General features: G+C 62.9%; 18 protein-coding genes. 7 read left to right on the top strand and 11 right to left on the bottom strand.

Annotation, left to right across the window (positions count from 1 at the left end; translation table 11 throughout):
• Positions 1-9 precede the first annotated feature (9 nt).
• From ileS to IB267_RS11415, 3 genes are all read right to left on the bottom strand, one after another.
• Positions 10-2,919: an isoleucine--tRNA ligase gene (gene ileS / locus IB267_RS11405; protein ID WP_192447673.1), complete on the bottom strand. Its 2,910-nt coding sequence runs from the start codon at positions 2,917-2,919 to the stop codon at positions 10-12.
• A 244-nt stretch (positions 2,920-3,163) separates the two neighbouring features.
• Positions 3,164-4,150 carry a bifunctional riboflavin kinase/FAD synthetase gene (locus tag IB267_RS11410; RefSeq protein ID WP_192447675.1) on the bottom strand — a complete coding sequence of 329 codons (987 nt, stop codon included), beginning with the start codon at positions 4,148-4,150 and terminating at the stop codon, positions 3,164-3,166.
• A gap of 13 nt (positions 4,151-4,163) precedes the next feature.
• Entirely contained in the window at positions 4,164-5,012 is an 849-nt protein-coding gene (locus IB267_RS11415) for a TIGR01459 family HAD-type hydrolase (protein ID WP_192447677.1), read from the bottom strand.
• Between the two features lie 434 nt (positions 5,013-5,446).
• Between IB267_RS11415 and groES the strand changes: the two genes are divergently transcribed.
• From groES to IB267_RS11430, 3 genes are all read left to right on the top strand, one after another.
• Positions 5,447-5,743, top strand: a complete 297-nt coding sequence (gene groES, locus IB267_RS11420) for a co-chaperone GroES (RefSeq protein ID WP_004675403.1) — start codon at positions 5,447-5,449, stop codon at positions 5,741-5,743.
• Between the two features lie 60 nt (positions 5,744-5,803).
• Positions 5,804-7,444, top strand: a complete 1,641-nt coding sequence (groL, locus tag IB267_RS11425) for a chaperonin GroEL (RefSeq protein WP_192447678.1) — start codon at positions 5,804-5,806, stop codon at positions 7,442-7,444.
• Between the two features lie 634 nt (positions 7,445-8,078).
• The gene (locus IB267_RS11430; protein ID WP_043618371.1) at positions 8,079-8,528 is read left to right on the top strand and encodes a hypothetical protein; all 450 of its coding nucleotides are present in this window, start codon (positions 8,079-8,081) and stop codon (positions 8,526-8,528) included.
• A gap of 116 nt (positions 8,529-8,644) precedes the next feature.
• On the opposite strand, the gene IB267_RS11435 is transcribed toward IB267_RS11430, so the two are convergent.
• From IB267_RS11435 to hisS, 6 genes are all read right to left on the bottom strand, one after another.
• The gene (locus IB267_RS11435; RefSeq protein WP_192447681.1) at positions 8,645-11,446 is read right to left on the bottom strand and encodes an EAL domain-containing protein; all 2,802 of its coding nucleotides are present in this window, start codon (positions 11,444-11,446) and stop codon (positions 8,645-8,647) included.
• 216 nt (positions 11,447-11,662) lie between these two features.
• Entirely contained in the window at positions 11,663-12,886 is a 1,224-nt protein-coding gene (locus IB267_RS11440; protein WP_192447683.1) for an FAD-dependent oxidoreductase, read from the bottom strand.
• An 87-nt stretch (positions 12,887-12,973) separates the two neighbouring features.
• Positions 12,974-13,681, bottom strand: coding sequence for a glutathione binding-like protein (locus IB267_RS11445; RefSeq protein ID WP_192447685.1), 708 nt, complete (start codon positions 13,679-13,681; stop codon positions 12,974-12,976).
• A gap of 147 nt (positions 13,682-13,828) precedes the next feature.
• Positions 13,829-14,524 (bottom strand): ATP phosphoribosyltransferase, encoded by a 696-nt coding sequence (hisG, locus tag IB267_RS11450; RefSeq protein ID WP_192447686.1) that lies wholly within the window; start codon positions 14,522-14,524, stop codon positions 13,829-13,831.
• Positions 14,521-15,663, bottom strand: coding sequence for an ATP phosphoribosyltransferase regulatory subunit (locus IB267_RS11455; protein ID WP_192447687.1), 1,143 nt, complete (start codon positions 15,661-15,663; stop codon positions 14,521-14,523). The genes hisG and IB267_RS11455 overlap by 4 nt, the downstream gene beginning before the upstream one ends.
• 5 nt (positions 15,664-15,668) lie before the next feature.
• On the bottom strand, positions 15,669-17,180 hold the full coding sequence (gene hisS / locus IB267_RS11460) for a histidine--tRNA ligase (RefSeq protein ID WP_192447689.1): 1,512 nt from the start codon (positions 17,178-17,180) through the stop codon (positions 15,669-15,671).
• Positions 17,181-17,618: 438 nt separating this feature from the next.
• Here hisS and IB267_RS11465 point away from each other — a divergent pair, with 438 nt between their 5' ends.
• Together IB267_RS11465 and IB267_RS11470 are read left to right on the top strand one after the other, a co-directional pair.
• Positions 17,619-18,047, top strand: a complete 429-nt coding sequence (locus IB267_RS11465) for a hypothetical protein (RefSeq protein WP_192447691.1) — start codon at positions 17,619-17,621, stop codon at positions 18,045-18,047.
• A 108-nt stretch (positions 18,048-18,155) separates the two neighbouring features.
• Entirely contained in the window at positions 18,156-18,542 is a 387-nt protein-coding gene (locus tag IB267_RS11470) for a DUF305 domain-containing protein (RefSeq protein WP_192447693.1), read from the top strand.
• A gap of 60 nt (positions 18,543-18,602) precedes the next feature.
• On the opposite strand, the gene IB267_RS11475 is transcribed toward IB267_RS11470, so the two are convergent.
• Positions 18,603-19,247 (bottom strand): DNA-3-methyladenine glycosylase I, encoded by a 645-nt coding sequence (locus IB267_RS11475; RefSeq protein WP_192447695.1) that lies wholly within the window; start codon positions 19,245-19,247, stop codon positions 18,603-18,605.
• A 256-nt stretch (positions 19,248-19,503) separates the two neighbouring features.
• Between IB267_RS11475 and IB267_RS11480 the strand changes: the two genes are divergently transcribed.
• Positions 19,504-20,277 (top strand): L,D-transpeptidase, encoded by a 774-nt coding sequence (locus IB267_RS11480; protein WP_192447697.1) that lies wholly within the window; start codon positions 19,504-19,506, stop codon positions 20,275-20,277.
• Positions 20,278-20,468: 191 nt separating this feature from the next.
• On the top strand, positions 20,469-21,164 hold the full coding sequence (locus tag IB267_RS11485) for a L,D-transpeptidase (RefSeq protein ID WP_192447699.1): 696 nt from the start codon (positions 20,469-20,471) through the stop codon (positions 21,162-21,164).
• Between the two features lie 63 nt (positions 21,165-21,227).
• Here the strand turns inward: IB267_RS11485 and glcF are convergent, their stop codons facing one another.
• The gene (gene glcF / locus IB267_RS11490; RefSeq protein ID WP_192447702.1) at positions 21,228-22,523 is read right to left on the bottom strand and encodes a glycolate oxidase subunit GlcF; all 1,296 of its coding nucleotides are present in this window, start codon (positions 22,521-22,523) and stop codon (positions 21,228-21,230) included.
• Positions 22,524-22,588 lie beyond the last annotated feature (65 nt).

Raw genomic sequence — 22,588 nt, forward strand, 5'->3', positions numbered from 1 at the left:
AACAATGCGTTAAGCCTTGAAACCAAGCTCGCGCAAGGCAGCGGCATCCCGGGCGGAAACGTCCGGGTAGAGTGCGTCGGAACCGACGTCGGTCGTGATCCGCCAGGAGCGGGCGCATTTCTGACCTTCGGCAAGTTTCGGCACGACGCTGACCTTGGCCACTTCGGCGAGGCGGAACGCGTCGGCCGGACCTTCGGTGGCTTCGACGGTGATCCCCGAGGTGATGCAGATCTCGGCGAAGTCCTGGCCTTCCAGCGCCTTCAACAGCTCCGGATCGGCGACGTGGACGACCGGTGCCGCCTCCAGCGACGAGCCGATGCGCTTGTCCTTGCGCTCGATCTCGAGCGCGCCGGTGACGACGGTGCGGACCGCGCGGATCTTTTCCCACTTGGCTTCGAGCGCATCGTTCTTCCATTCCGCGGGGATCGCCGGGAACTGTTCGAGATGCACCGAGACCGCATCGGGCTTGCGCGACAGCCAGGCCTCTTCCGTGGTGAAGGGCACCATCGGCGCCAGCCACAGCACGAGGCAATCGAAGAGCTTGCGGATGACGGCGAGAGCCGAGCGCCGGCGCAGGCTCGACGGCGCGTCGCAGTAGAGCGCATCCTTGCGAACGTCGAAATAGAAGGCCGAGAGCTCGACATTCGAGAAATCGATCAGCGCGCGGGCGATCTTCTTGAAGTCGAAGGCGTCGTAGCCTTCGCGCACGACCTGGTCGAGCTCGGCCAGGCGATGCAGCATCAGCTTTTCGAGTTCCGGCATCTCGGCATAGGCAATCTCTTCGCCCTTGTCGTGGGCGAGCGTGCCGAGCATCCAGCGGATCGTGTTGCGCAGCTTGCGATAGGCGTCGATGTTGGTCTGGATGATCGTCTTGCCGAGGCGCTGATCTTCCCAATAGTCCGTCGTCATCACCCAGAGGCGCAGGATGTCGGCGCCCGCATCCTTCATCACCTCTTGCGGGGTGACCGTGTTGCCCTTGGACTTCGACATCTTCTCGCCCTTCTCATCCATGGTGAAGCCATGGGTGACAACGGCGTTGTAGGGTGCGCGGCCGCGCGTGGCGCAGGCCTCGAGCAGCGAAGAATGGAACCAGCCGCGATGCTGGTCCGAACCTTCGAGATAGACGTCGGCCGGCCACTTCAGATCAGGACGGTCTTCGAGCGTGAAGGTGTGGGTCGAACCGCTGTCGAACCACACGTCGAGGATGTCCATGACCTGGTGCCACTTGGCATGATCGTGGTCGTTGCCAAGGAAGCGATCCTTGGCGCCTTCGGCGAACCAGGCATCGGCGCCTTCCAGTTCGAACGCATCGAGGATGCGGGCGTTGACGGCCTCGTCGATCAGGATCTCGCCCTGGTCGTCGGCAAAGATCGCGATCGGCACGCCCCAGGCGCGCTGGCGCGAGAGCACCCAGTCCGGACGGCCTTCGATCATCGCGCGCAGACGGTTCTGGCCGGCACCCGGAACGAAGCGGGTGTCGTCGATCGCAGACAGTGCGCGCGAACGCAGCGTCGTGCCGTCGCCGAAGGCCTTGTCCATGTAGACGAACCATTGCGGCGTGTTGCGGAAGATCACCGGCTTCTTCGAGCGCCAGGAATGCGGATAGGAGTGCTTCAGGCGGCCGCGGGCAAAGAGCGCGTGGCGGGCGATCAGCGCCTTGATGACGCGATCGTTGGCGTCGCCCTTCTTGCCCTTGTCGTCGATGACGCGGCCGGCGCCACCTTCGGCGTCCGGGCCGAAGCCGTGGGCGTCAGCGGTGAAGTAGCCGGCGTCGTCGACCGTGAACGGGATCGCCGAGGAGATGCCGCGGGCTTCGAGCGCGCGGGCATTGTCCATCCAGGCGTCAAAGTCCTCGCGACCGTGGCTTGGGGCCGTGTGCACGAAGCCGGTGCCGGCATCGTCGGTGACGTGGTCGCCGTCGAGCAGCGGCACCTTGAAGGCGTAGCCGCCGCCCAGACCGTGCAGCGGATGGGCGCAGGTCACGGACGACAGTTCATCGGCCTCAAGGTCGCGAACGAAGTTGAAGGTGAGCTTGGCCTTGGCGGCGGACTCGTCTGCCAGGCGCTTGGCAAAGATCAGCTTCTCGCCCGGCTGCGGACCGAAGTCGTTCTCAGCGGTCGCCACCTCATAGAGACCGTAGGCATAACGCGAGGAATAGGCGATGGCGCGGTTGCCGGGGATGGTCCAGGGCGTGGTCGTCCAGATCACGACGAAGGTGCCGGCAAGGCTGTCGGGACCTTCGGTGACCGGGAACTTCACCCAGATCATGTCGCTTTCGATATCGGCGTATTCGACTTCGGCTTCGGCCAGTGCCGTGCGCTCGACGACCGACCACATGACCGGCTTCGAGCCGCGATAGAGCTGGCCGAGCTTGGCGATCTTCATCAGTTCGCCGGCGATGCGCGCTTCGGCGTGGAAGTTCATCGTCGTGTAGGGATTGTCGAAGTCGCCCTCGATGCCGAGACGCTTGAACTCCTCGGCCTGGACCTGGATCCAGCCGGCGGCGAAGTCACGGCATTCCTGGCGGAACTCGTTGACCGGAACCTCGTCCTTGTTCTGGCCCTTCTCGCGATACTTCTCCTCGATCTTCCACTCGATCGGCAGACCGTGGCAGTCCCAACCGGGCACGTAGTTGGCGTCGAAGCCGCGCATCTGGAACGAGCGGTTGATGACGTCCTTGAGGATCTTGTTCAGCGCGTGGCCGATGTGGATGTTGCCGTTGGCGTAGGGAGGACCGTCGTGCAGCACGAACTTGTCGCGGCCGGCAGCCGACGCGCGCAGCTTCTTGTAAAGGCCCATCTTCTGCCAGCGGGCCACCGTTTCCGGCTCCTTCTGCGGCAGGCCTGCGCGCATCGGGAACTCCGTCTGCGGCAGATAGAGGGACGAGGAATAGTCGATCTTTTCAGCGGTGTCGGTCATGGTTTTTGCAATCGCTTCTTCGCGCGAACGGCCGCGCATACGAAATGGGCTCGGTATCGAGAGATGACTGGGGCGTCGGAAACGCCGAAATCCCGGACCTTCCGGCTGATCACAGCACGCGGAAGGCCGGGCCAATAATTCGCTGATCGATGATCAATCGACGGTGCCGGGTCATGGTGGCCGGTTGTTTAAGGCGTTTTCCGCCTTTTGAAAAGGTCCGCCGCCGCGCGAAGACCGAAATCTTTTATCGGGCGAAGTTGAGCCTGCGGTCGATGTCGCCGAGCGGCGTGACGCCGGAAAGCAGCGCGCGGGCTTCGGCCTCGTCCTGACGGATCTGCGCAACGAGCGGATCGAGGCCATCGAATTTCAGTTCGTCGCGCAGGTGACCGAAGAAGGTGACGGCGCAGACCTCGCCATAGAGATCACCGGAGAAATCGAAGACGAAGGTTTCGAGCAGCGGCTCGCCGTCGCTGTCGACTGTCGGCCGGCGGCCGAAGCTCGCGACGCCGTCGTAGAGCGAGCCGTCGGCGCGACGGAAACGCACGGCATAAATGCCGGGCCGAAGCTCCACCTCGGGCGCGAGCCGCATATTGGCGGTGGGAAAACCGAGTTCGCGGCCGAGCTTCTTGCCGCCAATCACCTCGGCTTCGACGAGATAACGGTAGCCGAGCATGCCGGCGGCCTGCGCGACATCGCCCTCGCCGAGCAACGCTCGGACGTAGCTCGACGAGATGACGGACGCATTTTCATCACGGAAGGCGTCGACCAGCGTCACGCCAAATCCGTTATCGCCGCCCGCCGCCATCAGAAACGCAGGGCCACCCTCGCGACCTTTGCCGAAATGAAAGTCGAAACCGGTCACCACATGCGAGGCATGCAGCCATTCGAGCAGGATGCGATGGATGAAGTCCGATGCGGAAAGCTGCGAAAAGGTACGATCGAAGGGATATTCGATGACGGCGCCGAAGCCCATGCCTTCGAGGATGCGGGCCTTCAACGGTGCCGGCGTCAGCCGGAAGACAGGCGTGTCCGGGCGGAAGACGGTTCGCGGATGCGGTTCGAAAGTGAGCACGAGCGCCGGCACGCCGCGCGACTTCGCCTCTTCCAGCGCCCGATTGAGAACCGACTGGTGACCACGGTGCACGCCGTCGAAATTGCCGATGGCGACGACACCGCCGCGCAAGTGCTCCGGAAGCGGATCACGGGTCTCGTTGCGATGAAAAACCGTCATCTCCATCTTCCCGTCAGGCGAGCCGTGGCATCCAATATTTAGGCGAGGCGCCCTCCTTCTTGAGGAAGGCGGCAAGCTTCGCCTCGTCGGTCCGGCTTTCGTTCATGTATTCCTGGGCGTGGATACCGGCGCTGATATAGAGCAGATCCAGGCCCGCATCCTGCGCACCCTTGACGTCCGTCGGCATGCCGTCACCGACAGCGATGACGCGGGTGAGGTCAATCGGTCCGCGCGCGGCCTTCGCCTCGCCGAGGGCGGCGCGGTAAATCGCGATGTAGGGCTTACCGGCAATGCGCGCCTCGCCGCCGAGTTCCTCGTAGAGCTTGGCAATCGCGCCGGCGCAAGGGATCAGCCGGTGGCCGCGCTCGACGACGAGGTCGGGATTGGCACAGATGAACGGGATCTTGCGCTTGGCAAGGCCCGTCAGGGTCGCGCGGTAATGCTCGGGCGTTTCGGTCTCGTCGTCATAGAAGCCGGCGCAGACGACCGTCTCGGCATCTTCCGAGGAAACGATCTGCGTCCCCAGGCCCTCGAGCAGCGGCAGGTCGCGCTCGGCTCCGATGAAGAAGATCTTCTTGTCGGCGGCAGCGATCAGAGCCCGGGTCACGTCGCCCGAGGTGACGATCCGGTCATAGGCTTCGTCGGGCACGCCGAGGCTGCGGATCTGCACCTTCACCATCGGGCTCGGGCGCGGCGAATTGGTGATGAGTACGACGGTCAGCCCGGCGGCACGCGCCTCGGCCAATGCTTCACAGGCGGAGGCGAAAGCCTGCACGCCGTTGTGAAGAACGCCCCAGACGTCGCACAGAACGACATCGTAGCGCTTGGCGATTTCGCGAAAACTGTTGATCCTTGCGGCCATTCTGGCTTCCTGCAAACACGGTTTCCGGCTTGCATGGCAAGGAAGGCAGGAGATTACAAGTCTCGTCTCCCGAAAAAGGCGCCCCTTCCCAAGGATTCCGGCCGTGTCGAGAGCCAGGAAAAAATGCATTGCAGACGCCGCCCGCCACGCAGAAGCACCTTGTCGTGGTTATCAACCGTCAAAATCCGGCCGATGCCACTCATCGACGCGATCGCCTAGATTTCGCCAAGAATGAGGGTAGGCTGCCTACGCTCTCGCCTGCTGCGCCCACCCAAGGCAACCGCCGCCAGCAAAAAATCTAGGCGCCGATCCTTGACTCACCCCATACCCAAGCTTATCTCGGCATCGCTAGCACTCGATAAACAAGAGTGCTAACACCCATCCATCGGGTCCATCTGCGATCCGTAGTGTCATTTGATCGAGGGATTAGACTAATGGCAAGCACCAACTTCCGCCCGCTGCACGACCGCGTTGTCGTTCGCCGCGTCGAGTCTGAAGAGAAGACCAAGGGCGGGATCATCATTCCGGACACCGCCAAGGAAAAGCCGCAGGAAGGCGAAATCGTCGCCGTCGGTTCGGGCGCCCGTGACGAAAGCGGCAAGGTTGTCGCTCTCGACGTCAAGGCTGGCGACCGCGTTCTGTTCGGCAAGTGGTCGGGCACCGAAGTCAAGATCAACGGCGAAGACCTTCTGATCATGAAGGAAGCCGACATCATGGGCATCATCGGCTGATCCAGCCGTCGTCCACCCTTTTCATGACAACCAATGGGCAATGAGCCCGGGAGTTCTCTAATGGCTGCAAAAGAAATCAAGTTCGGCCGCACCGCGCGCGAAAAGATGCTGCGTGGCGTCGACATCCTCGCTGACGCCGTAAAGGTCACGCTCGGCCCGAAGGGTCGTAACGTCATCATCGACAAGTCCTTCGGCGCTCCGCGCATCACCAAGGACGGCGTATCGGTCGCCAAGGAAATCGAACTCGAAGACAAGTTCGAAAACATGGGCGCCCAGATGGTCCGCGAAGTTGCTTCGAAGACCAACGACATCGCCGGCGACGGCACCACGACTGCAACCGTTCTGGCCCAGGCGATCGTTCGCGAAGGCGCCAAGGCTGTTGCTGCCGGCATGAACCCGATGGACCTGAAGCGCGGCATCGACCTCGCTGTCGGCGAAGTCGTCAAGGATCTCCAGGCCAAGGCCAAGAAGATCAACACGTCGGAAGAAGTTGCACAGGTCGGCACGATCTCGGCTAACGGCGAGCGTCAGATCGGCCTCGACATTGCAGAAGCAATGCAGAAGGTCGGCAACGAAGGCGTCATCACGGTTGAAGAAGCCAAGACCGCCGAAACCGAACTCGAAGTCGTCGAAGGCATGCAGTTCGACCGCGGCTACCTGTCGCCCTACTTCGTCACCAACCCGGAAAAGATGGTCGCTGACCTCGACGACGTCTTCGTTCTCCTCCACGAGAAGAAGCTCTCGAACCTGCAGGCCATGCTCCCGGTTCTCGAAGCTGTCGTTCAGACCGGCAAGCCGCTGCTCATCATCGCTGAAGACGTCGAAGGCGAAGCTCTTGCTACGCTCGTCGTCAACAAGCTGCGTGGCGGCCTCAAGATCGCTGCTGTCAAGGCTCCGGGCTTCGGCGATCGCCGCAAGGCCATGCTCGAAGACATCGCCATCCTGACCGGTGGTACCGTGATCTCGGAAGACCTCGGCATCAAGCTCGAAAACGTCACGCTCGACATGCTCGGCCGTGCGAAGAAGGTTTCGATCTCCAAGGAAAACACGACGATCGTCGACGGTTCCGGCCAGAAGAGCGACATCGAAGGCCGCGTTGCCCAGATCAAGGCTCAGATCGAAGAAACCACTTCTGACTACGACCGCGAAAAGCTGCAGGAACGTCTTGCCAAGCTCGCTGGCGGCGTTGCCGTGATCCGCGTTGGCGGCTCGACGGAAGTTGAAGTCAAGGAAAAGAAGGACCGCATCGACGACGCTCTCAACGCGACGCGCGCTGCTGTTCAGGAAGGCATCGTACCGGGCGGCGGCGTTGCCCTGCTGCGTTCTTCCGTCAAGATCACCGTCAAGGGCGTCAACGACGACCAGGAAGCCGGCATCAACATCGTTCGTCGCGCTCTGCAGGCTCCGGCCCGCCAGATCGCAGAGAACGCTGGTGACGAAGCTTCGATCGTTGTCGGCAAGATCCTCGACAAGGACCAGGACAACTTCGGCTACAACGCCCAGACCGGCGAATACGGCGACATGATTGCCATGGGCATCATCGACCCGGTCAAGGTCGTTCGCACCGCCCTTCAGGACGCAGCTTCGGTTGCTGGCCTCCTCGTCACGACGGAAGCCATGATTGCCGAACTGCCGAAGAAGGACGCCCCGGCTGGCATGCCTGGCGGCATGGGCGGCATGGGCGGCATGGACATGATGTGATAACGGCGACAGCCTTATCGCAGCATCGTCCATAAAGCTTCGCCCATGCACTTAAAGTGGTTCAGCGCGTCAAGCGCGCTGAACGGGCGGCATGGACATGATGTGATAAAGGCGAAAGCCTTATCGCAGCACTGATCCATCCGGATCGGAAAGGCGGCCTTCGGGTCGCCTTTCTTGTTTTTTATCAATGCCATTCATCGCCGGTGAAGCATCTGCCGAACAGTCGGCAGGAAAAAACCCATCGGTTGTAGTCAGGCTTCAAAAAACCGTTGAAGTCGAAAAAAAACGAACTATAACAGCGCCCCAAGTGAGCGAAGATTGAGGGGAGACTGGGCGGCACACTTGAGGCAGGCGGGCAATCGCCGGGACTTTTTCGTATTCGCTGTCCATCCGGAAATTCTTCGAGACTATACCTAAAGAATAAAAGTATTTAATCGCAAATTAAGCCGACACTCTCCTTCGACATAAGTTCGCCGGCGAGATCCACTACCATCTATCGACCTTTCTACTTGAGAAAACACCCACACCATGTGGCGTGCGCTCTCGTATTGGTCATGTCGGGCGCTGTTTGCACATTGGGACGTGTTTCCCTGGGGCGCCGAAGGCGGCTCCGGGAACTCTGCTGGGGTAGACCGTGTTTAAGATCACCAGAGCAAATTCCGCTCCCCTCGGCGTTCCGGGACAGCCGCATCCCGGCCTTCCGCATCATGAATTCATGGAGCAGTTTTGCGTTTCCGAGGGATGGTCCGGCGATCTGTCGACGGGCCTGTTCCGCCTCGGCGAGAAGGCGGCCGCCATCCATGGCCTGCGAGACGGGGAGTGCGGCCTTCTGAACTTCGTTCGCTGCTACGATCCGGCCGATCGCAACCACGTGCTCGAACTGTTCGAGCAAGCGGCAACGAGCTGCTCGTCCTTTTGCTTTTCGACGACGATCGCGCTGGAGGAATCCGGCCAGAAGCAGCCGCTGTTCTGCATCGGTGAATCTTCCGGCCTCGAACAGCGCTATTCCGGCATGATCACCGGCATCTTTTTCTTCCCACGCTTTCTCGTGGAAGTCGCGGGCCGCGCGCTGCTGCGCCAGTAGGCCCGCCCTCGCCCGCGCACGGGTGTAGATAATCCCTGATCACATGCATGGCCGTCGCAACCGCCCCGGTGGGCGACTGCGGTGAAGAGCGTGCGGCAGAGACGCGGACGTACGGCTCAGGCGGCCGCCGCGTCGTCCTTGCTGCCCGTGAAGAGCACCGCCATCGGCGCCGGGCGGCCGAGCAGATAGCCCTGCGCCTCATCGCAGCCCTCGGCCTGCAGGATATCGAGCTGCTTCTGCGTCTCGACGCCTTCGGCAAGAATCGGCACGGACAGGCTCTGGCCGAGTGCAAGAATGGCGCGCACGATCGCCTTGGCCTGCGGGCTGCCCTCCACTTCCCACATGAAGCTCCGGTCGAGCTTGATCTTGTCGAAGGGGAAGGAGCGCAGCGTCTCGAGCGACGAGTAGCCGGTGCCGAAGTCGTCGATCGCGATGGTGACGCCGAGTTCCTTGATCTGCCGCAGCGTCAGCAGCGCCCGCTCCTTGTCGTCGATGATCGTCGATTCCGTAATTTCGAGCTCCAGCCGGTTCGGGTCGAGACCCGTCTCGGCAAGCACGTCCTGCACCAGGCTGACGATGTCGCCATTGGCAAGCTGGACCGGCGAGAGGTTGACCGCAATCTTGTGGCTGCTCTCCCAGCCCGCCGCCTCGCGGCAGGCTTCGCGCAGCACCCATTCGCCGATCGGCAGGATCGCGCCGCACTCCTCGGCAAGCGGGATGAACTCGCTCGGAGGCACCATGCCGCGTTCCGGATGGCTCCAGCGCAGGAGCACCTCGTAGCCGATGACGGCTCCGGTCATCACAGACTTCTGCACCTGGTAGTGCAAGGCAAGCTGCTTCTTCTCCACCGCGTCCCAGAGATCGTTAGCAAGCGCGCGCCGCTGGCGGGCGGCCTCGTCCATCGACACCTCGTAGAAGCAGACGGTCTGGTTGAGGGCAGCCTTCGCCCGGTACATGGCGAGGTCGGCATTGTTGATCAGCGTGTCGGCCGTCTCCGCGTCCTGCGGATAGATCGCGACACCCATGCTGCCGCCCGACTTGAGCTCGAAATCGCCAAAGCGCATTTCCTCGTGCAGGCTCTTTTCGATGCGGCGCAAGAAGTCGTTGAGCTCGGAGAGTTCCTCGAAGCGCTTGACCGCCGCGAACTCGTCGCCACCCAGGCGCGCCACGAACTCGCCCTCCTGCAGCAGGCCCTTGACGCGCTGGGCGATCGTCACCAGCACGAAGTCGCCGGCGGCGTGACCATGCAGGTCGTTGACTTCCTTGAACTTGTTGAGGTCGACGCCGATAACGGCGACCTTGCGGTTGAACCAGGCGGCTGCGTCCAGCTCCTCTTCGAGGTAGCTGCTGAACTGCAGCCGGTTCGGCAGGCCCGTGAGGCTGTCGTGCCGGGCAAGGAAGGTGATCTGCTCCTCGGTGTCCAGCCGCTCGGTGATATCCTCATAGGTGCTCACCCAGCCGCCATCGGGCAGCGTGCGATGCTTGGTCAGGATCGAACGGCCGTTGACCAGCTTCTCGACGATATCGCCGCCGCCGTTGCCGACCATTTCGATGCGGTGCTTCTGGTAGAGCTCGTCGGCCTTGGTCCGCGCCATTTCCGGATCGGAGTAGATGCGGGCAAAGACGATGTCGAGGATCTCGCGGAAGGTCAGCCCCTTGCCGGCGAGCGTCTCGGAAAAGCCGAAGATCTCTCGGCAACGACGGTTCGATAGCAACAGCCGGTCGTTGCTGTCGAACAGGCAGATGCCCTGCGACATGTTTTCGAGCGCGACATCGAGATTGTTGCTGACCTCGGCGATGCGATCGGCGTCAAGCTTCGCCTTGGTGATGTCCTTGACGATCTTGATGAAGCCGGCGTGCTTGCCCTCATCGTCCATGAAAGGGTCGAGCACCACATGGGCCCAGAAGCGGGATCCATCCTTGCGATAGCGCCAGCCTTCGTTCTCGAAGCGGCCATCGGCCAGTGCGACCTCGAGCGCGCGCTGCGGCACGCGATCGCGCTGATCCTCCTGCGAGTAGAAGCAGGAAAAATTCTTGCCGACGATTTCCTCGCCCTTATAGCCCTTGTTGGCCTCGGCGCCGGCGTTCCAGCTGGCAACGCGGCCGTCGGTGTCGAGCATATAGATGGCGTAGTCCTTCACGCTGCGCACGAAGCGGGCGAATTCCCGTTCGGCAGCGGCGGCGGAAAGCTCGGCGTGATGGGCGAAGCCGGCGGCGATCAGCACCATCGACAGCAGGAAGAAGGCGGTGCCGGCGATGACGAAGGCAAGCAGGTGCGGCTGGATCATGCCCGCATGGGTCGGCGTCAGCAGGTCGGCCTCGATCGTGACCGCGCCCATGGCGGTGAAATGCAGCGCGACGATCCCGAGCGTCATCAGCAGGGTGGCAAGGACTTTCGCCTTCAACCGGTTGCCGATGCTGGCGATCGTACGCAGGGCGGCGATATCGAACAGCGAGCCGACGACCACGGAGGTGACGACCAGCGTCGCATCCCAGCGGATGCTGCCCGGCACGTCGAGCGCCGCCATGCCGAGGAAATGCATGCAGGCGACGCCGCCGCCGAGAACGAAGCCGCCGGCAATCCAGCCGAGCCGGTCCTGAACATGGGTGACGATCAACAGCGCCGTCGTGGTCAGGATAATCGCGACGGCCAGCGACAGGCCGGTGAGATCCATCTGGTAGCCGAGGACGACGCCAGGATCGTAAGCCAGCATGGCGATGAAGTGGGTCGCCCAGATACCGAAGCCGCTGGCGATGCCAGCCGCCGTCGCCCAGATCGCTTTTGCCTTGCCCGAGGAGCCGCGAGCACGCTGCAACAGCGTGACTGCTCCGTAGCTCGCGAGGAAGCAGACAAGTGCGGCCAAAACGACCAGTCTGGGATTATGCTCTACCACCAGGCATGTAAGAACCTTGAACATCGCCAATCGCCTAAATCAACAACCACGGGGAAACGAGACCTCTCGCCTCCAGTTAATCGACCTGTGTTGCCGGTAGGTGATTTAAGGAAATGATAAATCGTCGCTTTGCCGCCCGGTTGCGCGGCAAAACAATAGCGGCGTCGTTAATGAAAATTGAAACCAAGCCGCCTTGAAGTTGCACTTTGCAAAAGGCGCTGCCTGGCGTGGTTTCGCCGCCTATGCTTGCGACAGCAGCGCCTTGAGGTCGGATTGCGGATCGGCGATGACGGCCCGGTCGGGGTTGACGCCGGTCTCCAGCATCTTCTTGCCCGTCACATAGGCCTTGGCGTCGTTGATCGCGTCGACGGCCACCAGGCGCCCCTGCCGGAAATACCAGACCGACACGCTGCCTTCGCGCTGGCCGGGCCTGACGATCGTTTCGTCGTGGCCGAGCCCGAAGCCGGCGATCTGCAGCTTGACGTCATACTGGTCGGACCAGAACCAGGGCTTGGGCTCGTAAGGGGCGTCGCTGCCGGCAAGGATCGCGGCGACCGCTTCGGCCTGATCCACGGCATTCTGTACCGACTCCAGCCGGATGCGCAGGTCCTCGAAGGGCAGAACGGCGCAATCGCCCATCGCGAAGATCGCCGGATCTAAGGTGCGGCCGTGTGCGTCGACGACGATGCCGTTTGCGGTTTCGAGCCCGGCATCATGCGCCAGGCGATCATTGGCGGTCACGCCGATGCCGACGATGACGACGTCGACCGGCAACGCGGAGCCGTCGGAGAGTTCCGCTGCGGTGACACGGCCATTGTCGCCGACGAGGCGGTTGAGACCGGTACCCTCGCGGATATCGACGCCGCGACCCCGATGAATGTCGCGCACGAGCCCCGACGTCGCCGAGGAGGCAACACGCTGCAGGATGCGGTCGGCCATTTCGATGACCGTGACGTCGAGGCCGCAGGTGCGCGCGACGGCCGCCGCCTCGAGACCGATGTAACCGCCGCCGATGACGAGCGCGCGGCGGCCGGGCTTCATCTCCTCGGCGAGGCGATCGGCGTCCGTGAAGTCACGAACGACGAAGACACCCTCGAGATCGCCACCGACAGAGGCGGGCAGCCGGCGCGGCGTGGCGCCGGTGGCAAAGGCCAGCACCTCATAGTCGAGCGACGTGCCGTCGCTGAGCGACACGCGCTTGCCGGCCCGGTCGAGCCCGGTCACGGTCGTTTCGAGGCGCACGTCGACAGCGTGCTCGCCGTACCAGGCTTCCGGCCGGTAGAGCAGCCGGTCGAGGCTCATCTCGCGCAGGAGATACTTTTTGGAGAGCGGCGGGCGCTGGTAAGGCAGGCTTGCTTCGGAGGCGACGATGGTAATCGGCCGCTCGTCCTTCAGTGCACGGAGCTTCGCAACCAGAGCAAAGGCGGCCTGACCGCCACCGACAACAACAAGCCTTCCGGACACGCTTCCCACCTGTCTTTATTCAACTGTACAACAAGGCCTAGCCTTCCGCCCGAGCTTCGTCAACTCTGGCACAGGCCACGCCGTTTGCTATTCCTTGCGCGGCACATCCATGCCCTTTTGAGCCGCCGGGCGCGACAGGCCGCGCTCGACCCAGGCCATCACCTTCGGGAAGCTCTTGTAATCCAGAACCTCGGCGCCGCCATAGAATCTGCGCGCGCCTTCGACCCAGGGGTAGGTGGCAATATCGGCGATCGTGTAGTCGTCGCCCATCAGCCATTGCCGTCCTTCAAGGTGGGTTTCGAGCACGCCGAGCAGCCGCTTGGCTTCGTCACGGTAGCGCTCGACGGGGTAGGAATTGTTGGCGACCTTGTCGGCGGCGAACTTGAAGAAGTGACCGAACTGACCGAACATCGGGCCGACGCCGCCCATCTGGAACATCACCCAGGCGATCGTTTCGTAACGGCCGGCCGCGTCGGCAGGCAGCAGCTTGCCGGTCTTTTCCGCGAGATAGATGAGGATCGCGCCGGACTCGAACAGCCCGATCGGCTTTCCATCCGGGCCGTTGGGATCGATGATCGCCGGGATGCGGCCGTTGGGGTTGAGCGAGACGAACTCGGGCGACTTCTGGTCGTTGGTATCGAAGGTGATGCGGTGCGGCTCGTAGGGCAGGCCCAACTCTTCGAGCGCGATCGAAACCTTCACGCCGTTCGGCGTCGGCAGCGAATAGAGCTGGATGATGTCAGGGTTTTTCGCCGGCCAGCGCTTGGTGATCGGAAAGGCGGACAGATCGGCCATGAAGGTCTCCTGGAACGGAACAGCGGGAAACGGCAGGAACGCCGCGCGCAGGACTTACATAGGAGTGGAGGGCGCGCCTTTTGAGGGCCCTACTTTATTTTTGTAACCGGCGGGTTCGTGAGATCCCGCCCTGCCCCGTTTGCAGCGTCAAAGCACGCTACGAACGGCCGCGATAATTCGTGCCACGACCGGATCACCGTCGTGGGCGGCCTTGCGCGCCCGAACGAGGCAAGCCTCTGAACGCAGGATCACGCCGTCCGTCAGGATCTTCAGGTGGTTTGCCTTCAGCGTCGAACCGGTCGAGGTGATGTCGACGATGATGTCGGCCGAACCGGAGGCCGGCGCGCCTTCGGTGGCGCCAAGGCTTTCGACGATGCGGTAGAGCTGGATGCCGTGGCTGCCGGAGAAATGGTTTTGCGTCAGCCGCCAGTACTTGGTGGCGATCGCCAGACGCCGGCCGTGGCGGGCGCGGAAATCGGCGGCCACGTCACCGAGATCGGCCATGGTGTCGACGTCGTACCAGATCTCCGGAACAGCGACGACGACATCGGCATGGCCGAAGCCGAGGCGGGCGCAGAATTCGACGCGGGCGTCGGCATTGGCAAGGCCCTCGCGCACTAGGTCTTCGCCGGTGACGCCGAAATCGATCGAGCCGTTGCCGAGTTCGCGCGAGATTTCCGACGCCGAAAGGAACGCGATCTCAACGTCGTCTGCGCCTTCGACGCGGCCGCGATAGGAGCGGTCGTTACCGACGGCAACGATCTTCAGGCCGGCGCGTTCGAAGATCGCCGAGGCGTCATCCTTCATCCGCCCCTTGGACGGCAGCGCGATGGTGATGGTCATTGAGCGCCTCCTTCAGAGGCAATCGCCTTTTCGATGCGGTCGAGCCAGAGCGAGAAGCCAACGGCCGGGATATGCTCGCGGGCGCCAAGCAGGGTCAGCAGCCGGTCGAAGCGGCCACCGCCGGCAAGAACGGCATGCGTGCCGGCAAGCTCGACCTCGAAAACAAGGCCAGTGTAATAGTCGAGCGGGCGACCGAAGGCCGCGCGATAGCGAATGGCGCCGATGTCGGCACCGGTCTTGGAAAGTGCGGACACACGGGCATCGAAGCGGGTGAGCGCATCATCGATCTTGAGGCCGGATTTCTGCGCGAAAGCGAAGAGTGCGGCCGGCGCATCGGCAAGCGGCACGTCGAGCGCCAGGAACGCAGCGACATGGTCCAGCGTCTTTCGGTCGAGCCGCGTGTTCGCCAGCTCCATCTTTTCCTTCAGCCGGCGCGCGATGTCCTCAGGCGAGCGGCTGGCATTGGTCGAATAGCCGGTCGCTTCCATCGTTGCGGCAACATGCGCGACGAGACGCTCCTCGTCCTCGAGCAGGCCGTCCATCGACAGCCGCACCACTTCGGGGCCGAAGACGCCGACGGTCCGCGGATGGGCAAGCTCGGTCAGAAGCTTCTGCAGGTGCTTCTGGTCGCCGAAGGCGTGGATCAACCGCTTCTGCCATCCGGCCGGCAGGCCACAGGCGCCGACGACGGCTTCAAACACGGCCTGGTCGCCGAGCGTCACGCTGAGGGACCGGCCCGGCACCCGGTTGGAGACGATGCGCATTGCGTCAGAGACGGCGCGCGCATCGGCTGCCGCGGTGTCGGTATCGCCCAGATCCTCGATGCCGGCCTGGTAGAATTCGTTGCCGCCTTCGCGGCGCTGGCGGAAGACCTCGCCGAGATAGGCATAGCGCTTCGGCGTTCCGGTGACCGCCTCGATATGGCGGAGACAGACGGGGATGGTGAATTCCGGCCGCAGGCACAGGCTCTCGCCGGTCTCGCTCTCGGTCATGAAGATACGACGGCGCAGATCCTCCCCGGCCATGGCGAGGAAAGGCTCGGCCGGCTGGATCACTGGGGTGTCGACGCGCAGCGCGCCGAGGCTTTCGAAGTCGGCAAGGAGCGCATCGGCAAAAGCAGGCAGATTGATGAGGGCCATGACCGTCAGCCCCTTGCCCGATCCTCGGCCTGCGCCGCCAGCATCTCGCGCACCTTCTCGACCAGTTCGGCCGTCGGTACGGAAACCTGAGCCACGCGCGCCTCGCGCCAGGCCGCATTGTCCTCGATCTCACCGGACAGGCGCTTGCCCTCGATCAGATCCTTGATCTGCACGACACCGGCGGCGCGCTCGTCGCCGCCCTGGATGATGGCAAGCGGCGAGCCACGGCGGTCGGCATATTTCAGCTGGTCGCCAAAGTTCTTCTTGTTGCCCTGGTACATTTCGGCGCGGATGCCGGCATGGCGCAGCTGCTGCACGAAGCGCTGATAGTGGCCCATCGCCTCGATGTCGCGGTCCATCACACAGACGACAACAGGCGCGAGCACGTCCGAGGCACCGAGCTTGCCGAGGTTCTTCAGCGCGGTCATCAGGCGGGAAACACCGATCGAGAAGCCGGTTGCCGGTACGGGCTGACCCATGAAGCGCGACACGAGGCCGTCGTAACGACCGCCACCGCCGACCGAGCCAAAGACGACCTTCTCACCCTTCTCATTGGTGACGGCAAACTGCAGCTCGGCCTCGAAGACCGGGCCGGTGTAATATTCGAGACCACGCACGACCGAGGGGTCGATCTTGATACGGTCGGCCTCATAGCCGGCACTAACGACTAGGCTGCGGATCGTGTTGAGTTCCTGGACGCCCTCGCCACCCCTGGCAGTGCCTGAAACGAGCGCTGCCAATTCGTCTGCGCTTTCGGCATAATTCTGGATACCGACGAAGAACAGGACCTTGTCGATCTGCTCGCCGTTAAGCCCGGCACCCTTGGTGAAGTCGCCGCTTTCGTCCCTGCGGCCTTCGCCGAGCAACAAACGCACGCCTTCGGGGCCGAACTTGTCGAGCTTGTCGATGGCGCGCAGCACCGTCAGGCGGGCATTGACCTTGTCGTCGCCGCCAAGACCGATCGCCTCCATGACGCCGTCGAGCACCTTGCGGTTGTTGACGCGGATCACGTAGTCGCCGCGCGCAATGCCAAGGGCTTCCATGGTGTCGGCCATCATCATGCACATTTCGGCGTCCGCCTGGACGCCGGCGGCACCGACGGTGTCGGCATCGAACTGCATGAACTGGCGGAAGCGGCCCGGGCCAGGCTTCTCGTTGCGGAAGACGTAGCCGGCGCGATAGGTGCGGAACGGCAGCTGGATCTCGTTGAAGTTCTCGGCGACGTGACGGGCGAGCGGCGCCGTCAGGTCGTAGCGCAGCGACAGCCACTGGTCGTCGTCGTCCGTCAGCGAGAAGACGCCCTCGTTCGGCCGGTCGCTGTCAGGCAGGAACTTGCCGAGCGCATCGGTGTATTCGAACAGCGGCGTTTCGACCGGATCGAAACCATAATGCTCGTAGACCGACCTGATCTTGCCGATCATTTCGTCGGTCGCGCGGATATCGGCAGCGGAGCGATCGACGAAGCCGCGCGGAAGACGCGCCTTGAGCTTCTGCGGTTTCTTCTGTTTCTCGGTCATGGGAGCATTCCGGACTGTCACGTGTTGGCTGCTTTCCCTATCGGATCAGTCGAGGTGCGGCAAGGGTTTGGACCGCGCAAAGCGTTCGCCCGGACCATACGCCGGCGCTTTGCGCCCGAGCCAGGCAACGGTCGGCTTCGCATCATCGGGATCGACAAGCACCATCGCGACGCGCCGGGGAGGACTTGACCTCAACCACAAGGCGCATTAGACAGCATGCAATCACTAAAAGTTTATCGCCCGACCGATCGACGACGTTCCGACCGCACCGGTGATCGGCTATCTTCGCGGCCAAGGGCCGAGTACCCACAAACGACTTCTCGCTGCAATGACTGCATCGGGGAAACACTTCAATGGCAAACAACGCATCGAAGCGCCTTGCGGCATGGCGGTCTCTGGCACGAGCCATCACGTCCACGCGGCGAGAGGAAGGGCATCATGTTGAGGTTCATGACACCTGGCTCGGGAGCCATCCAACCCGGGCATCTCGGGCCGCACTTGGCCTGGATCGACCACCTCGATGAAAGCGACTATTTCGTCGAGACATGGCGCTGCGATCTGGCCAGCGGCGTCTTTCACCTCGGCCAGCGAACCGCCGCCCTGCTCGGCGCTTCCACCCGCTCCTGCGGCATCGTCGACCTGGTGCGCGCCTATGGCGACCGGGATCGCGCGACCGTGCTCAATATTCTCGAACAGGCAACCGCATCGCCGTCTTCATTCTGCTTCACGGCACTCGTGCGCTTGCCAAACTTGAAGGCGGCACAGCTCTTCTGCGTCGGTCGGTCGTCGCTCGACGCGTCCACCGGTGAAAACACACTGCAGGGCATTTTCGCCTTTCCACGCGAGCGCCCGGCGCTTGACGCCTGAACGGACGGGTTGAAACCGCAGACACCCCTTCCCTAGATTGATGGAGTGCCAGGATGCCGGCCACGGCCGGTCTCTTGGCGCGGGACATCAGATAAGGAAGGAAACACCATGTCGCTGAAACCGCTGATCGCCGCCTTCGCGCTTTCCGCCTGCCTCGGCTTTCCCGCGCTGGCCGAGGAGTCCGGACACGGCAACATGCACCATGGCGCGACCGAAGCCGCGGTGCCGAAGGGCGACAGTTCGCCTTCGAGCAAGGCCTTCGCCGAAGCCAATGCCCGCATGCACAAGGACATGGACATCACCTATACCGGCAAGGCGGATGTCGACTTCGTGCGCGGCATGATCGCCCATCACCAAGGCGCGATCGACATGGCGAAGGTCGAACTCGAATACGGCAAGGACGAAACGCTGCGCAAGCTCGCCGAAGAGGTCATCAAGGCGCAGGAAGGCGAGATCAAGACGATGAAGGCGTGGCTCGCCAAAAACGACGGCTGATCCCGCAATCCCACTGCCATCGGCAAAAACCAGTCGCCAAACGGACGACGGGCGCACGCGTCAGGCGACGCGAGCCCGGGGCCTTGCAAGCTTGCCGCGCAGCTCCTCGACGACCGTGCGGCAATGACAGCCTTCGATGTGGTCGTTGACGAGGCCCATGGCCTGCATGAAAGCGTAGATCGTCGTCGGGCCGACGAAGGTCCAGCCGCGCTTTTTCAGATCCTTGGAGATGCGGGTCGAGGTCGGGGTCGTCGGATTGGCGACGATCGCCTCATAGGTCACCACCTGCGGACGCTCGGCCGCCTGCGGCTCAAACGACCAGAAATAGGCGGCCAACGACCCGAACTCGTGCCTCAGCTCCTGAGCGCGGCGCGCATTGTTGATGGTCGAGACAATCTTGCCGCGATGACGCACGATGCCGGTATCGGCAAGGCAACGCTCGATTTCCGCATCGCCGAAATTCGCGACCGCGTCGAAATCGAAACCGGCAAAGGCGGCGCGGAACGCCTCGCGCTTGCGCAGGATCGTCAGCCACGACAGGCCGGACTGGAAACCTTCCAGACAGATTTTCTCGAACAGGCGGCGGTCATCGGTGACCGGGCGCCCCCATTCCTCGTCATGGTAGCGACGATAATCGTCGAGATTACCCTGCCAGGCACAGCGCAGAAATCCGTCCTCACCGATCACAATGCCCTTGGCCGTCATCGCCCTCTTTGCTCCATCCTGCTCATTTTTATGCCTTTACCATTTGCAAACCAGATTCCTAAAGCCGCGGATAACCCTACCCAAAGCTTTATCGGCGCCTTCGCCTTTTAACGAGGTACCGTTTACCATTCGGTCGCCCTCCAAATGACACGATCGCCCCCATTGCCAAGGCGCAACCCGTCCGTTCGAGCATTCCGCTCTCGGGCAGACTGCGCCCCCTTCAGTGATTTTCGGCGAAAGGTAGCGAGTCCGTCCGATGTTGAAAAAGTCTCTTCTTATAGCCGCCTCTCTTCTGACACTGGTCGCCGGCCCGGCCGCGGCACAGGACCGGTATCAGAACAGGCCGCCTGTCGTCGTCAGCCCTGATCTTACCGCCCCCTGGGTGATGCAGCTCGGCGGGCAGCAGCCCCGGGCGCGGCAGGTGATCTACCGGCAGCAGATTCCGCAGGCCACCCGAAAACAATACTATCAGCAGGGACAGGCCGCGCAGCCTCAGGTCAAGCGCCGCGTCGTCAATCCGCTGCTTCAGCCGGCCAACGCCACTCGCGCCCAGCGGCCGGTGAAATCGAAGTTCGACCCGCAATACCTGCCGCAGACGGTTGCCTTTGAGAGCAAGGAAAAGCCGGGCACAATCGTCATCGATACCAACAACCGCTTCCTCTATCTGGTGACCGGCAACGGCGAGGCACGGCGCTATGGCGTCGGTGTCGGCAAGCCCGGCTTCGAATGGGCGGGCGCCCACAAGGTCACCCGCAAGGCGGAATGGCCGAGCTGGACGCCGCCGCAGGAGATGATTTCCCGCGAGGCGGCCAAGGGTCACTACCTGCCGGCGCGCATGGATGGCGGTCCGGAAAACCCGCTCGGCGCCCGCGCCATGTATCTCGGCTCGACGCTCTACCGCATTCACGGCACCAACGCGCCCTGGACGATCGGCTATGCTGTTTCCTCCGGCTGCATCCGCATGCGTAACGAAGACGTCGTCGACCTTTACGAGCGCGTCAAAGTCGGCACGAAGGTTATCGTCATTTAATTGCAGCACAGCATAGAATATTCCCCTCTCCTCACCCGTGTTGCTGTTGCCGATGCGTGATATTCAGGCAACAGCGGCATGAGGACAGGCAAGTTTTGTGATCACGTTTGACCTACCGGATGTATCGCGCGCTTGAACTTCGATGCATTTTGCATAGCCTGCCTGCAACGAGGGTTTAGAGGGAATCGTAAATGAAGCGTCATGCCAGCAAAGTGGTCGCAATCGCGATTGCGACCAGCACTATTCTTGTGGCCGCCAGCGCCTCGGCTTTCACGCCGGCGCCCGTAGCAGGCCCCAAGGTCAAGTCGTCAGACGTTGTACTCGTGGCCACTCCGAAGAAGCCGGCAAAACAATACTGGCGCACCAAGGTTCGCTTCCGCACCGATGAAGCCCCCGGCACCATCATCGTCGATACCAACAACAAGTTTCTCTATTACATCGACGGCCCGAACCGCGCGACGCGCTATGGCATCGGCGTCGGCCGTGACGGCTTCGGCTGGTCGGGTGTGGTGAAGGTTGGCCGCAAGGCCGAATGGCCGACCTGGACGCCGCCGGCGGAAATGCGCCGCCGCGAAGCCGCCAAGGGCCGCATTCTGCCGATCACCCAGGAGGGCGGCATCGACAACCCGCTCGGCGCCCGCGCCATGTATCTCTACAAGGGCGGCCGCGACACGATCTTCCGTATCCACGGCACCAACCAGCCCTGGACCATCGGCCAGAACATGTCGTCCGGCTGCATCCGCATGATGAACGAGGACGTGGAACATCTCTACGACCGCGCCGACGTCGGCACCAAGGTCATCGTCATCGGCCCCGGCAGCAAGGCCGGCGACACCTATTTCGACGATCGCGGCGTCGATATCTTCCGCCAGATCTTTGGCGGCTGAGAACGCCGAGACATCCACCAAAAAAAGGCCGGCTCCCGAAAGGTGCCGGCCTTTTTCTTTGTCTCAGAGCCCTTGAGGCTTCGCCCCGCCATAGGCCCAGTCGAGCAATTCGACCGTATGCAGGATGGGGATTTTCGTGCCGCTGGCAATCTGGGTGATGCAACCGATGTTGCCGGTCGCAATCGCGTCCGGCTTCGTCGCCTCGATATTCTTGACCTTGCGCGCCTTCAGCTTCGCCGAGATTTCCGGCTGCAGGATGTTGTAGGTGCCGGCCGAACCGCAACAGAGATGGCCCTCGGCCGGATCGCGCACGGCGAACCCAGCGCGCTTCAGAAGCTGCTTCGGCGCAAGCGTGATCTTCTGCCCGTGCTGCATCGAGCAGGCGGAATGATAGGCGAGCGTCATGCCGCGCGCCTCCTGCTCCGGCAGGTCGAGGGTCGCCAGGTATTCAGTGATGTCTTTCGCCAGTGCCGAGACCCGGGCGGCCTTCTCAGCATAGACAGAATCGAGCCGCAGCATGTGGCCGTAGTCCTTGATCGTCGTTCCGCAGCCCGAAGCGGTTATGACGATGGCATCGAGCCCGCCCTCGTCGGCGACCTTGAGCCAGGTATCGACGTTGCGGCGCGCGGCGTCGAGCGCCTGGTTTTCCCGGCCCATGTGATGCACCAGCGCGCCGCAGCAACCTTCGCCGGCCGAAACGACCACCTCGACGCCGAACCGCGTCAGCAGCCGGATCGTCGCCTCGTTGATCTCCGGTTTCAGCACCGGCTGGGCGCAGCCGGACAGAAGCGCCACGCGGCCGACACGCTTGTCCTTGGGCGCATGAACGCCGGGCGTCGCCGATGCCGAGGGCTCCGGCACCGCCGCCGGCGCCAGGTCGAGCATCACCCCGAAGGTCTTCAAGAAGGCGACGCGCTTCATCAGGCCGGCGAGCGGCCGGGCGAGGCAGGCTGCCTTCAGCGACAGCCGGAAGCGCTGGGGATAGGGCAGGACGGCCGCAAGCACGGTACGCGCCAGCCGATCCTTGAACGGGCGCCGATAGGTGTTTTCGATATGCACGCGCGCATGGTCGACGAGGTGCATGTAGTCGACGCCCGAGGGACAGGTGGTGGTGCAGGCGAGGCAAGACAGACAGCGGTCGATATGGGTGACCGTTTCCTTGTCGGCCGCCCGGCCGTTTTCCAGCATGTCCTTAATGAGATAGATGCGCCCACGCGGGCTATCGAGCTCGTCGCCGAGCGTCACATAGGTCGGACAGGTCGCGGTGCAGAAACCGCAATGCACGCACTTGCGCAGAATGGCCTCGGATTCGGCCACGTGCGGATCGGCGAGCTGCGCGGCGGTAAAATTGGTCTGCAAGTGCGAACTCCACTCTTCGTCCTGCGGAACCGGGCGCTTGGCGCCGCGGTCGATTGCAACATTCT

It is taken from the genome of Ensifer sp. ENS09, assembly GCF_014852425.1.
Classification (GTDB): domain Bacteria; phylum Pseudomonadota; class Alphaproteobacteria; order Rhizobiales; family Rhizobiaceae; genus Ensifer.